The 13,980-nt window shown below is 31.5% G+C and carries 11 protein-coding genes; 9 read left to right on the forward strand and 2 right to left on the reverse strand.

Annotation, left to right across the window (positions count from 1 at the left end; genetic code table 11):
* The first annotated feature begins 6 nt into the window (after positions 1-6).
* The 3 genes from queC to HA148_RS09420 are packed head-to-tail and all read left to right on the forward strand — an operon-like array spanning position 7 to position 2,815.
* Positions 7-681, forward strand: coding sequence for a 7-cyano-7-deazaguanine synthase QueC (queC, locus tag HA148_RS09410; RefSeq protein WP_209132149.1), 675 nt, complete (start codon positions 7-9; stop codon positions 679-681).
* Positions 678-1,991 (forward strand): anthranilate synthase component I family protein, encoded by a 1,314-nt coding sequence (locus HA148_RS09415; protein WP_209132151.1) that lies wholly within the window; start codon positions 678-680, stop codon positions 1,989-1,991. Before queC ends, HA148_RS09415 begins: the two co-directional genes overlap by 4 nt.
* Complete coding sequence (locus tag HA148_RS09420; protein ID WP_209132153.1) at positions 1,988-2,815, forward strand: aminotransferase class IV; 828 nt, start codon at positions 1,988-1,990, stop codon at positions 2,813-2,815. Before HA148_RS09415 ends, HA148_RS09420 begins: the two co-directional genes overlap by 4 nt.
* Here HA148_RS09420 and cobA read toward each other — a convergent pair.
* Positions 2,788-3,591, reverse strand: coding sequence for a uroporphyrinogen-III C-methyltransferase (gene cobA / locus HA148_RS09425; protein ID WP_209132155.1), 804 nt, complete (start codon positions 3,589-3,591; stop codon positions 2,788-2,790). The two genes, HA148_RS09420 and cobA, sit on opposite strands and share 28 nt — an antisense overlap.
* A 57-nt stretch (positions 3,592-3,648) precedes the next feature.
* On the opposite strand from cobA, the gene HA148_RS09430 reads away from it, so the two are divergent.
* From HA148_RS09430 to HA148_RS09445, 4 genes are all read left to right on the forward strand, one after another.
* Positions 3,649-4,917, forward strand: a complete 1,269-nt coding sequence (locus HA148_RS09430) for an MFS transporter (protein WP_209132157.1) — start codon at positions 3,649-3,651, stop codon at positions 4,915-4,917.
* Positions 4,917-6,995, forward strand: coding sequence for a polyphosphate kinase 1 (gene ppk1 / locus HA148_RS09435; RefSeq protein ID WP_209132159.1), 2,079 nt, complete (start codon positions 4,917-4,919; stop codon positions 6,993-6,995). The genes HA148_RS09430 and ppk1 overlap by 1 nt, the downstream gene beginning before the upstream one ends.
* A 209-nt stretch (positions 6,996-7,204) precedes the next feature.
* Positions 7,205-8,224: an RpoD/SigA family RNA polymerase sigma factor gene (locus HA148_RS09440; protein WP_025943537.1), complete on the forward strand. Its 1,020-nt coding sequence runs from the start codon at positions 7,205-7,207 to the stop codon at positions 8,222-8,224.
* 5 nt (positions 8,225-8,229) lie between these two features.
* Entirely contained in the window at positions 8,230-8,871 is a 642-nt protein-coding gene (locus HA148_RS09445; protein ID WP_209132161.1) for a diacylglycerol/polyprenol kinase family protein, read from the forward strand.
* Here HA148_RS09445 and HA148_RS09450 read toward each other — a convergent pair.
* Positions 8,864-9,931, reverse strand: coding sequence for a 3-deoxy-7-phosphoheptulonate synthase (locus tag HA148_RS09450; protein ID WP_209132163.1), 1,068 nt, complete (start codon positions 9,929-9,931; stop codon positions 8,864-8,866). The two genes, HA148_RS09445 and HA148_RS09450, sit on opposite strands and share 8 nt — an antisense overlap.
* 97 nt (positions 9,932-10,028) lie before the next feature.
* Here HA148_RS09450 and acnB point away from each other — a divergent pair, with 97 nt between their 5' ends.
* Both acnB and HA148_RS09460 read left to right on the forward strand, forming a co-directional pair.
* A complete protein-coding gene (acnB, locus tag HA148_RS09455; protein WP_209132164.1) occupies positions 10,029-12,602 on the forward strand; it encodes a bifunctional aconitate hydratase 2/2-methylisocitrate dehydratase in 2,574 nt (857 codons plus the stop codon).
* A gap of 9 nt (positions 12,603-12,611) precedes the next feature.
* Positions 12,612-13,970, forward strand: a complete 1,359-nt coding sequence (locus HA148_RS09460) for a ClC family H(+)/Cl(-) exchange transporter (protein WP_209132165.1) — start codon at positions 12,612-12,614, stop codon at positions 13,968-13,970.
* The last annotated feature ends 10 nt before the right edge of the window (positions 13,971-13,980 follow it).

Raw genomic sequence — 13,980 nt, forward strand, 5'->3', positions numbered from 1 at the left:
AATCATATGACTCTTAAAAATAAATCGATAGTAGTTTTATTATCTGGAGGTTTAGATTCTTCTACAGTTACTGGTATCGCCAAAAAATCCGAAGCTAAAATTTTTGGCCTTTCATTTGACTATGGTCAACGCCATAAAAAAGAATTAAATTCTGCATCAATAATTGCAAAACACTTTGATATCGAAGAATTTAAAATAATTAAGCTTGACTTATCTTTATGGGGAGGGTCGTCATTAACTGATACTCAAAAAAATATTCCAATAGAAGGAGTACAAACTAATCAAATTCCTAATACTTATGTTCCTGGGAGAAATACTATATTTATTTCCGTTGCACTAAGTTATGCCGAAGCAATAGATGCTGATTTTATAGGATTAGGAGTTAATGCACTAGATTATTCTGGCTATCCAGATTGCAGACCTGACTACATTAAAAAATTTCAAGAATTAGCAGATTTAGCCAATAAAAGAGGAAGAGAAAATAATCCAATAAAACTTTGGACACCACTATTAGATTTAAATAAAGAGGAAATTATTAAATTAGCTTTTGATAATCATGTCCCTTTAGATAAAACATGGAGTTGTTATTCGGGTAATTCAAAACCATGCGGTAAGTGTGATAGCTGCAGAATTAGAAATACCGCTTATGAAAAATGGCTTAATAACAATAATAAAAAATGAAAATAAAAAAAATAATTCTAGAAAAATGGATAGATCCAGCATTGATTACGCATCATCTAACAAAAAAATTCGGAGATAAAGGATTAGCTTGGCTAGACAGTGATGGCAAAGAAAATGGGGAATGGTCAATAATAGGAATTAAACCTAAAAAAATAATCCAATCAAGAAATATCAATAACTTAGACAAAACTAATAATCCATTTAACAACTTAAAAAATATTGAAAAAGGATTTTGGATCGGATGGTTAAGTTATGAAGCTGGAGTATTCATAGAACCCAAGAACCCATGGCGAAAATCTAATATGGCAACTTTATGGATTGCATCATATGATCCAATCATTAAATGTAATCTAATAAAAAAAGAAATAATTATCGAAGGCACAAACTCATCCGAACTGATGAATTATAAAAACATAATCAATAATATTAAAAATATTGAAGAAGAAATTATTAAAACAAATTTGAATTTTGATTTTTCAAAAATCAATTTGGAAGAAATGGCTGAAAAATTTCAGAAAAATATTCTAAAATTAAAAAAATTAATTTCCTTAGGGGATATATTTCAAGCAAACCTAACAACTAAATGCGAAATTGAATCTTCCAAATACTATAATCCTCTAGATATTTATTTGAAAATAAGAAGAAAATTAAGAGCTCCCTTTGGAGGAATAATAATAAATAATGATAATTATAAAGAGGCTGTATTATCTACCTCGCCAGAAAGATTTATAAAAATAGATAATAAAAATTTTGTAGAATCAAGACCAATCAAAGGAACTAGATCCAGAGATAAGGATTTAAATCAAGACGCACTTAATGCTATCGATTTAATAACGAACGAAAAAGATAGAGCAGAAAATATTATGATTGTTGACCTAATAAGAAATGATTTAAGTAAAGTTTGCGAGACAGGAAGTATTATGGTGCCAGAAATATTAAAGCTTGAAAGTTTCTTAAAAGTTCATCATCTAACTTCAGTAATCAGAGGCAAATTAAAAAAAGATAAAAACTGGATTGATTTACTAAAAGCTTGTTGGCCTGGGGGCTCTATAACTGGAGCACCTAAATTAAGATCATGCCAGAGACTTTTTGAATTAGAAGAATATGAACGTGGACCTTACTGTGGCTCTTTTTTAAAGCTTGACTGGAATGGAGAGTTTGACAGCAATATACTAATAAGATCATTTTTAATTAAAGACAAAAAAATCAATATATATGCTGGTTGCGGAATAGTTATTGACTCAAATCCTGAAGAGGAAACTAATGAACTAAAGTGGAAACTTTTACCGTTAATTGATTCACTCAAATGATTGAAACATTAGGCTGGCACAAGGATCAATGGTTGGATATTGAAAGAATATTTATTGCTGCTAATAATAGAGGATTAAAATTTGCTGATGGTATATTTGAGACCATTTTGATAAAAGAAAACAAACCTATTCTTTTTGATGAACATCTGAAAAGGTTAGAAAAAAGTAGCAAGATTTTAAATATTAATCTCAAAATAAATAAATTAACTTTGAAACAACTTATTCACGATGGAATTAGAAAGTTATCGCTTAAAAATGATCAATTTGCTTCAGTAAGAATAAACTATAGTCGAGGAACTAATGAAGGTCGAACCCTAACAATTGATAGCACTTCAGAGACAAAAGATTTGGATAATATATGGCTTGAGTTCTATAGAATCAAACCAAATTTTAATCCAATAAGCGTTTGCATTAGTCAAACAGAAAAAATAAATGAATTCAGTCTTATAAGTAAATGCAAAACATTTTCATATAATCAGGCAATACAAGTTTTGACAGAAGCTAATGAAAAATCATTTGATGATTCTATCCTTTTGAATACGTCAGGTGAACTTTGTTGTGGAAGTACATTTAATCTTCTAATTAAACGAAATAATCAATGGATTACTCCTAGAAAAGAGAGCGGCTGTTTAGAGGGGATTATGATTTCTAAAGCTTTAAAATTGAAAATTGTAAAAGAAGAATTAATTCCTCCAAATTTTCAAAATGATGACATAATAATTGCAATTAATAGCTTATCTTGCAGACAAATTAATCAAGTTAATGATTTAAAGCTTAAACCTAAATTCGATCCAATTTATTTTTGGGATTTATTATATAGTTGAACTTTATTAATATCTGGTAAGTAGACATCAGAAACTTTAGTTATATTGTTATTAACCTTAAATTCAACAATTTTTCCAATAATGATAATTGATGGAGCTAAAAATTCTTTATCTTTGATTTTAGCTGGAAGATTATCTAATTTCTCAATCAAACATTTTTGATTTTTTAAAGTAGCTTCTTGAATCACAGCGCATTTGGTATTCTTATCTAAACCACCAAGAATTAATTCTTCCACAATATATTCAATATTTTTTATACCCATAAAAATTACTAAACTATCTGATGATTTAGCTAAATCTCTCCAATTCACTGTCTTTTTTTCGTTATCTACGCGCTCATGTCCAGTGACGAAAGTTACGGAACTAGCAGCATCTCTATGGGTTAGTGGAATACCAAAATATGTGGGGGCAGCTATCCCAGAAGTAATACCAGGAACGATTTCAACTGAAATTCCATTTTTTTCTAAAATCGATACCTCTTCACCACCTCTAGAAAAAACGAATGGATCTCCTCCTTTAAGCCTTACGACATTTTTGCCTTCTTTTGCCAATTTCAAAATAAGATCATTAGTTTCAGCCTGAGGTACAGAACACTTCCCAGCTCTTTTGCCTACATGGAAAATTTCTGTATTTTTTCCTGCCTCTTTTGTTATTTCATCCGGGATTAAAGCATCATGAACTAATGCATCACAGTTTTTTATTAGACGTAAAGCTTTAAGAGTCAAAAGCTCAGGGTCACCAGGACCTGCTCCAACTAAATAAACAATGCCGGGCACAATAATCTCCATTAACAAGTATGGTAGTAAAAGTTAATCGCAATGAAGGTAAATATTGTGAAAGAAAGTTTATTAAAACCAAATAAAAAATTTACTCTACTTAGTGCGTTTATCACTCTTCTAAATGATCGTTTAAGTGAAAGTATACTGTTACCCATATTACCCTCTTTTGTTTTACTTTTTGACTCTAAAGCAAGTACATATGGTTTATTATCATGCACTTACCAATTAGCTCAATTTACAGCTTCTCCTTTTATAGGACTTATGAGTGATAGATATGGAAGAAGACCTGTCACTCTTTTTTGTATTACTGGTTCAGTAATAGGAATATCAATATTATCTTTTACAGTTCTTTTTAATTGGTCAAATTCAATAGCCACTATCCCGTTATTTTTATTATTTTTAGCGAGACTTATTGACGGTTTAAGTGGAGGGACTGCAGCTACTGCAACAACAATTCTTGCAGATATTTCAAGCCCTGAAAAAAGAGCAAAAACATTTGGTCTTATTGGTGTAGCTTTTGGCTTAAGTTTTTTCTTAGGTAATATTTTTGTTGTAATTTTTGCAAGAAATACAAATAATAATTTTATTATTCCAGTTTTGATAGCCTCAATTATCCCAATAATAAATTTTCTTCTTGTATTTTTTTACTTACCAGAAACCAAGCCTAATAGTGAAATAAATAAATCAACAACTGCTTTAAAAAACCCTTTAAAAGCTCTATTTACAGTTTTCAAAGAAGAAAAGATTAAAAAATTATCATTAGCTTTCTTTATTTACTTTATTGCTTTTACTGGATTGACAAATATCCTTATATTTTTCCTCCAAGAATCTTTAAACTGGACGACCAAAGCATCAAGCGGAACTCTTGTTGTAGTAGGAATCATTGCGATTATCGTTCAGGGAGGATTAATTGGGCCTCTGGTAAAGCAATTTGGCGAAATGCGATTAACACTTATCGGATCAGGCTTTATTCTTGTGGCGTGTGCTCTTTTAATAACTGCTCCAAAAGAAAATGCGACAATTAATATTTATTCAGCTGTTTCATTTTTAGCTGTTGGGGCAGGATTAATTACGCCCACGTTAAGAGCACTAATATCAAAGAAATTAGACGTTGATAAACAAGGCTCAATTCTAAGTAACCTTCAAGGTCTGCAGAGTCTTGGAGGAGTTTTAGGAATTGCAATGGCAGGGAGGGTTTATGATAGTTTTGGTCCTAAATCACCTTTTATAGCTGGTTCCATTATCTTACTTTTCATGATATACCTTATTGCAGAGGGTAAAAACAATAATTCTTTTAGCAATCAAAATTCAAAAGTATCTTAATGAAAAGCCAGGTTGATGTTTTTATTAATAGAGAATTAAGTTGGATTGAATTCAATAAAAGAGTACTCCTAACTGGTATGGAAAAGGAGTACAAAATCCTAGATAAAGTAAAATTTTGTTCAATTTTTAGTAATAATCTTGATGAATTTTTCATGGTAAGGGTAGCTTCGTTAAAGGCTCAAGTTGAAGCAGAAATTACTAAAAAAAGTATTGACGGACTTACCCCTAAAGAGCAATTAAAAAAAATCAATAATGAAATAAAAAAGTTAACTATCCTCCAAGAAAACTATGTAAATAATGAATTAAAAAATGAATTAAAAGAAAAAGGTGTAATTTTAAAAAAATATAAGGACCTAAGTGAAAATCAAAGAAATTGGTGTAATAACTTCTTTACAACATCTATTTTCCCTTTATTAACTCCATTAGTTGTTGATCCGGCACATCCATTTCCTTTTATAAGTAATTTAAGTCTAAATTTAGCAGCTTTAATAAAAGATGAGGAGGATTCTAAAAATCAGTTTGTCAGAGTAAAAATACCAACAAAAAATATACCTCGATTTATACGAATTCCCAATGAAATTACTCAACTTAGTGATGAAAGTTTTTACTATTTCATAAGTGTTGAAGATTTAATTGGGAATAATATAAATACTTTATTTAACGGAATGGAATGTATAAATTACTCTTTTTTTAGAGTGACAAGAGATGCAGATTTAGAATTAAAAGAACTTGAAGCGGATGATCTACTTTTAGCTGTTGAACAAAGTTTGCAAAAAAGAAGATTAGGTGGAGACGTAGTTAGATTAGAAGTGGAGTCAGATATGCCAGAAAATATTCTAAAGTTACTTATTGAAAGTATCTCAATACAGAAAGAATATATATACTTTTGCAAAAGTTTATTAGGCCTAGACGATTTAAATCAGCTTACAAAAATTGATAGAGATGATTTAAAAGAAAATCTACTAATTGGAAAAACTCACCCAGAATTAAAACATTTAGATTTGCCTTCAAACAAAAACCTTAATTCTATTTTCAAGATACTTAGAAAAAAAAATATTCTGCTTCATCATCCCTATGACTTATTTAAAACTTCAGTTGAAGAATTTATAAACAAAGCAGCTGATGATCCACTTGTAATGGCTATAAAAATTACTTTATATCGAGTTTCCCAAGATTCCCCTATCATTGCAGCTTTAATGAGAGCTGCAGAGAATGGGAAAGAAGTAATGACTCTTGTTGAACTAAAAGCAAGATTTGATGAAGACAATAATATTCAATGGGCAAAACAACTTGAACAAGCTGGAATTCATGTTGTATATGGAATCATCGGATTTAAAACACATACAAAAATTGCCTTAATAGTAAGAAAAGAGAAAGGACGATTAAGGAATTATTTCCATATTGGAACAGGAAATTATAATTCTAATACTTCAAAGTTTTATACAGATTTAGGATTACTTTCAACGGATCCTGATATTGCATCTGATTTACTTGAGCTATTTAACTACTTATCTGGTTTTTCTAAACAAAAAAGTTATCAAAAGTTATTAGTTTCCCCCTCATCGATGAGAGAGAAATTTATATTTCTGATAAAGAGAGAAATTAAAAATGCAGAGGAAGGCAAAAAAGCCGAAATAGTAGCAAAAATGAACTCTTTAGTAGACCCAGAAATAATTAAACTTCTTTATTTAGCTTCAGAATCAGGTGTAAAAATTAGCCTCATCATAAGAGGTATTTGTTGCCTATATCCCCAAAGAAAAAATTTAAGTGAAAATATTAAAGTTATAAGCATTATTGGCCATTTTCTTGAACACTCAAGAATTTTTTGGTTTTGTAATAATGGGGATAATCAGGTTTTTATAGGGAGTGCAGATTGGATGAGAAGAAATCTTGATAGAAGAATAGAAGCTGTTACTCCTATAGAGGATTATGAATTGAAATCTAAAATATACAGGCTTTTGCAAACTTACATTAAAGATAATTACTTTTCTTGGATAATGAAAGATGATGGTTCATATTCGAAAAATGAATTAGATTCATCGCATAATCGTTCGCAAATTGACCTCATAGAAAAATAAAATTTATATTGATTTTTACAACATTTAAAAAAAATACTTAATATTTTAAATTTTTTTTATTTTTTATAAAATCATTTCATATCAATGGATTTCAAGAAATAAGCTTTAAAAAAAAATTTTTTGTCTTTAAAATTTCAACGTAAAAGTAGTTTTTATTTCGATTTCAGTGCTAGCTTTTTAAAAAATCCATTATTTAGGAGGCCAGGGTGATGGGGATCCCTCTGGAATCTGCGAAAAGCTCTTCAGATAATAATTTTGATGAGCCAAGATTACCAAACACTGCGGGCAAGCCTCGCAAATCGAAATCCAGTCTTACGGCAAAACAAAGCCAAAAAAAATCTGGCAGACTCGCTTCAGATTCTATTGGCTATTACTTAAGTAGCATTGGAAGAGTACCTCTATTGACTCCTGCAGAGGAAATAGAGTTAGCCCATCATGTTCAAAACATGAAAAAGTTACTACAAATTCCTGAAACTGATAGAACCCAACGAAATCTTTATCAAATTAAGATTGGCAAAAGAGCAAGAGATAGAATGATGGCAGCTAATCTAAGGCTCGTTGTCTCGGTTGCAAAAAAATACCAAAACCAAGGGCTTGAATTATTAGATCTTGTCCAGGAAGGAGCTATTGGCCTTGAAAGAGCTGTAGATAAATTTGATCCTGCAATGGGATATAAATTCTCAACTTATGCCTACTGGTGGATTAGACAAGGAATGACGAGGGCAATTGATAACAGTGCTAGAACCATCCGTTTGCCTATTCACATAAGTGAAAAACTGTCCAAAATGAGAAGAGTCTCTAGAGAGTTATCGCATAAATTTGGCAGACAACCTACAAGATTGGAAATGGCAATTGAGATGGGAATTGATCAAAAAGATTTAGAAGATTTAATTTCTCAAAGTGCTCCTTGCGCCTCCCTAGATGCACATGCAAGAGGGGAAGAAGACAGAAGTACTCTTGGTGAACTCATACCTGATCCAAACTGTGAAGAGCCTATGGAGGGTATGGATAGAACTATTCAAAAAGAGCATTTAGGAACTTGGCTTTCTCAATTAAATGAAAGAGAGCAAAAAATCATGAAGCTCAGATTTGGGCTAGATGGTGAAGAACCCTTAACACTCGCAGAAATAGGAAGGCAAATTAATGTATCACGAGAAAGAGTAAGGCAACTAGAAGCTAAAGCAATATTAAAGCTGCGAGTAATGACAACTCATCAAAAAGCAGCTTAACCAAATTGATAAAATTTACTGTAATTTTATTATATTTATTTTCAATTTTTTTAATATCAATAGTTTTTAAAAAATATAATGAAGATAGCAGAGAAATCGTCAGAAAAATAATACATATTGGAATAGGACCTTTAATACCAATTGCTCAATTTTTAAAAATTAATCAAAACTCTGCTCTAATTTTTACAGGAATTGTTTCATTAATGGTTTTCATCAATTACAACTATAAATTATTTCCAACAATTGAGGATGTTGAGAGAAAAAGTTATGGGACATTATTTTATTGTCTAAGTTTATTTATTTTGATTTATCTTTTCTGGGATAAGGATCCATATGCACTAATTAGTGGATTTTTCATAATGACTTTTGGTGATGGATTAGCTGGATTAATAGGAAAAAGCTTTAATTCAAAGAGTTGGATTTTTTTTAAACAAAAAAAATCTTTATATGGAACTATAACAATGTTTTTAACAAGTTTGATAGTAGTTTGCTCAATAGGATACTCTCAACAAAATAGTCTAAACTTAAATTATTTTACAATAGCTTTTATTGCAACTTTGCTCGAACAATTTAGTCTTCTAGGAATAGATAATTTCATAGTTCCAATCTCTTCAGCATTATTTTTTAATTTTTTTATAACTAGCTAAGTGAATCGTATAAAATAGCGATTAATTCTTTTGTTGTTTCTATATCTATACATGCATCTGTAATGCTTCTGCCAAACTGGAGATCTTCTTTTTTTAAAAGTTTTTGATTTCCTTCCTCCAAATGACTTTCAAGCATAACTCCTAAAATATTTTTTTCACCATTACTAATTTGAGAAGCTACATTTTTTAGCACTTCCGACTGTTTTCGAAAATCTTTATTGGAATTTCCATGACTACAATCAATCATCACTTTATGGGGAAGATTACACTGCCTCAATTCTGCTGAAATTCTTTGTACATGATCACTTTCGAAATTTGGGCCTTTTGAACCGCCCCTTAAAACTATATGTCCATCTGGATTTCCTGTAGTATTAACTATAGAAGCCATTCCATTTTCATTTACACCTAAGAAGTGATGGGATTTTGAAGCTGACTGCATTGCATTAATTGCAGTAGTAAAAGAACCATCCGTTCCATTTTTAAAACCTATAGGCATTGATAATCCTGATGCCATTTCTCTATGAGTTTGACTTTCTGTAGTCCGTGCACCTATGGCTGTCCAACTTATTAAATCGGCAATATATTGAGGAACAATTGGATCTAGTAATTCTGTAGCAGAAGGTATGTCACGAGTTGCTAAATATGAAAGCAAACTTCTTGCCCTTCTTAAACCAGTATTAATATCATAAGAATCATCTAGATGAGGATCATTTATTAATCCCTTCCAACCAATAGTTGTTCTTGGTTTTTCAAAATATACTCTCATAATTATTTCTAATTTATCTTTATACATTTCTCGGAATTTTTGAATATATTTTGAATATTCCTTTGCCGCCTCAAGATCATGAATTGAACATGGACCTACAATTACTAAAAGCTTCTGATCATTATGATGCAAAATATTTTGTATCGATCTTCTTGTTTTAGATACTGTATTAGCAGAATCGTGATCTAAAGGTATATCATTATGTAATCTGCTTGGAGGTATTAATGGACGTGTTTCAAGAACATGTAAATCTGATGTCTTTTCTAAAGCTGAATTATTTGATGATGTCGTCATTGATTAATTAAGAAGTTTGAATATTTAAAAAAGCATTTATGAATACTCTCCTTTTCAATATTAAAAATAACAATAGATTAGGCATTAAACCTTACTAATGAAGAATTTGGAAACATTGCTAAAAGATTATGCAGATCATGTAGCTGAAAGAACTGCCAAAGGTATACCTCCTTTACCTTTAAATGCTGAACAAACAAATTGTATTACAAAATTATTAGAACAAGATAGTACTTACGATTCATCTTATTTACTTGATTTACTAATAAATAGAGTGCCCCCAGGAGTTGATGAGGCTGCTTATGTAAAAGCAAGCTGGCTTACGGCTATTGTTAATTCCGAAAAATATTGCAAATCAATTAATCCCGAAAAAGCAATTGAAATACTAGGAACAATGATAGGAGGATACAATGTAAATTCTTTGGTTGAAATACTTAAAGGAGAAAATAGTTTACTCGCAAAAAAAGCGGCAGAAGTTTTAAAAAATATTATTCTTGTTTACGACTCGGCTAATGAAATTTATGAATTATCTCAAAATAATATTTATGCAAAAGAAGTTGTAAATAGTTGGGCAAATGCAGAATGGTTCATAAATAAAAAAGTTCTGGAGAAAGAGATTACTTGTTTAGTATTTAAAGTTGACGGTGAGACAAATACAGACGACTTATCTCCAGCTGTACATGCAACAACACGCCCGGATATTCCAATGCATGCATTAGCTATGTTGGAATTTAAAAAACCTGATGGACTAAAGATTCTTGATAATTTAAAAAAACAAAATTTACCAATAGCTTATGTTGGAGATGTTGTTGGAACAGGGAGTTCTAGAAAATCTGCTATTAATTCACTCATTTGGCATATAGGAGAAGATATCGCTTTTGTTCCCAACAAAAAAACAGGTGGAATAATAATTGGCAGCAAAATAGCCCCAATTTTCTTCAATACTGCACAAGATTCAGGAGCTTTACCTATAGAAGCTGACGTATCTCAAATGAAAACAGGAGATGTTATTAAAATATATCCCTATAAAGGCATTATTAAAAAAATTGAAAAAAATTCAAATACTGAAGAATTAATAAGCAAATTCGAGTTGTATCCATCAACTCTTACTGATGAAATTCAAGCTGGCGGAAGAATTAATCTTATGATTGGAAGATCTCTTACGGACAAAATTAGAAACAAATTAGATTATCAACCAAGTGAAATATTTACTAGACCACAAAATCCAACCGAAAGTAGTGCCGGATTTACTCAAGCTCAAAAAATAGTAGGCAAAGCATGCGGTTTAGATGGGGTTAGGCCAGGAATGACCTGTGAGCCAATTATGACCACAGTTGGTAGTCAAGATACTACTGGGCCAATGACTAGAGATGAATTAAAAGAACTAGCTTGTTTAGGATTTACTGCAGATTTAGTGATGCAAAGTTTTTGTCATACAGCTGCATATCCTAAACCAGTAGATCTACTTACCCATAAAGAATTACCTGATTTTATATCTCAAAGAGGTGGAGTAGCTCTTAAGCCTGGAGACGGAATCATTCATAGCTGGCTTAACAGAATGCTTCTCCCTGATACTGTTGGCACAGGTGGAGATAGTCATACAAGATTTCCTCTTGGCATTTCATTTCCTGGAGGCTCAGGCATTGTTGCATTTGCCGCTGCAATAGGATCAATGCCATTAAATATGCCGGCGTCTGTGCTGGTTAAATTTAAGGGAGAATTATTACCAGGAATTACTCTTAGAGATTTAGTTAATGCAATCCCTCTCTTCGCAATTAAAAAAGGACTCTTAACTGTTGAGAAAGAAAATAAGAAAAATATATTCAACGGGAAAATTATGGAAATTGAGGGATTACCAAACCTAAAACTTGAACAAGCTTTTGAACTTACTGATGCTACTGCAGAACGCTCATGCGCTGGTAGCACAATACTTTTATCCCAAGAAACTGTTGAAGAATATTTAAAAAGCAATATTTGCCTGCTAGAAAAAATGATCGAGAGCAATTATGAAGATTCAAAATCGATTTCAAGAAGAATAAATGATATGAAAAATTGGTTAAAAAAGCCATCATTAATTCAACCAGATTCAAACGCTCAGTATGAAGAAATCATTGAAATTGATTTAGCAAAAGTAACACAACCTATAGTTGCTTGCCCTAATGATCCAGATAATGTAAAAGAAATAACTGATGTTGCAAATACAAATATTGACGAAGTTTTTATAGGTTCTTGCATGACAAATATTGGTCATTACAGGGCAGCTGCAAAAGTTCTTGAAGGAGTACAAAATTTAAAAGCTAAATTATGGATTTGTCCACCAACAAAGATGGATGAAGAAACTCTAAAAGCTGAAGGCTACTATAAAATATTCGAAAATTGTGGTGCAAGATTAGAGTTGCCAGGCTGTTCTTTATGTATGGGAAATCAAGCTAGAGTTGATGAAGGTTCTGTAGTATTTTCTACCAGTACAAGAAATTTTGATAATAGACTTGGCAAGAATGCGCAAGTATTTTTAGGGAGTGCAGAATTGGCAGCAGTTTGTGCACTGCTTGGAAAAATACCTGAAATAGAAGAATATCAGGATATTACTAAAAATAAAATTAATCCATATTCAGATGAACTTTATCGCTATCTTCAATTTGATGAAATACACGATTTCAGCTTGACAAAGTAATCATGGACAATGCCAAACTTTATAAAAGATAATATTCAAAAAACAAGTAATAATTCTTCTCGTAGCATCAAAAAATTATTAAAACAAAGATCTTTAGTCGTTGCATTTTCGCTTTTATTAACGGGTCTAGGAGCTTCGATTACAAGCATATCTTTTAAAACTGGAATCTATTTTATTAATAATTGGAGATTAGCATTATTAGACCAATTCCCATCTATTGCAGTCTTACCTATTTTTGGAGCTCTAGGAGGAGCTATTGCAGGATATTTGATCAAAAATATAGCGCCTGCTGCAAAAGGTTCAGGTGTGAGTCAAATCATGGGTTTCTTAAGACATAAAAAAGTTCCAATGAATTTAAAAGTAGGATTAGTAAAGCTCATATCAGGAATTATTGCGATTGGTAGTGGATTCCCTTTGGGTCCAGAGGGTCCATCAGTTCAAATGGGAGGATCCGTAGCTTGGCAAATGGCCAAGTGGCTCAAAGCTCCTACAGCTTTCAGAAGAGTAATAGTAGCAGCAGGTGGTGGTGCTGGAATAGCTGCAGTATTTAGCGCTCCATTAGGAGGTTTTATCTATGCAATAGAGGAGTTATTAAACTCTGCTAGACCAGTAATTTTATTATTAGTATTAATTACAACTTTTATTGCAGATTCATCTGCTGATATTATTCAAGCCTTGGGTTTAGATCCTAAAGCAGGAGGCTTTGATTTTAACCTCGGATTTTTGATTCAAAGAGAATATGACCCATCAGTTTTTTTCTTACCTGTAGATTTTATTTACTTAGTTTTACTAGGAATAATTATTGGGATATTTGCAGAATTGTACAGCAGATATGTTTTGTTAATGCAAAATCTTGGGAAAAAGTGGTATAAAAATAAATTTGTTTTAAAAATGAGTATCTGTGGACTTATTTTAGGAAGTATCTACTCTTTTTTACCCAGTACATTTCATAATTTAGATGAATTACAGAAAATAATAGCTGAACAAAATACAAGTATTGGAATTGCTTTATTAGCAGTTTTAGTACTATTTATCACAACAGGTTTAGCTGCAGCATCCGGAGCTCCTGGAGGATTATTCTATCCAATGCTTACTTTAGGAGGGTCAATCGGACTAATAATGGGGAGCTGGGTGGAAATTGCTACAGGACATGCACCAAGTACATACATTTTTGCGGGAATGGGAGCTTTCGTAGCAGGATGTTCGCGAACGCCAATAACAGCAATGTTTTTAGCTTTTGCTTTAACAAAAAATTTATTAATAATGAAACCTGTGTTAATCAGCTGCATTGCCAGTTTCTTGATAGCAAGAGCTTTTAATGAAGAATCAATTTATGAAAGACAAATACAAATAGAATTAGAAGACTAAGAAACTATCT

It is taken from the genome of Prochlorococcus marinus XMU1405 (assembly GCF_017696275.1).
GTDB classification, from domain to species: domain Bacteria; phylum Cyanobacteriota; class Cyanobacteriia; order PCC-6307; family Cyanobiaceae; genus Prochlorococcus_A; species Prochlorococcus_A marinus_AB.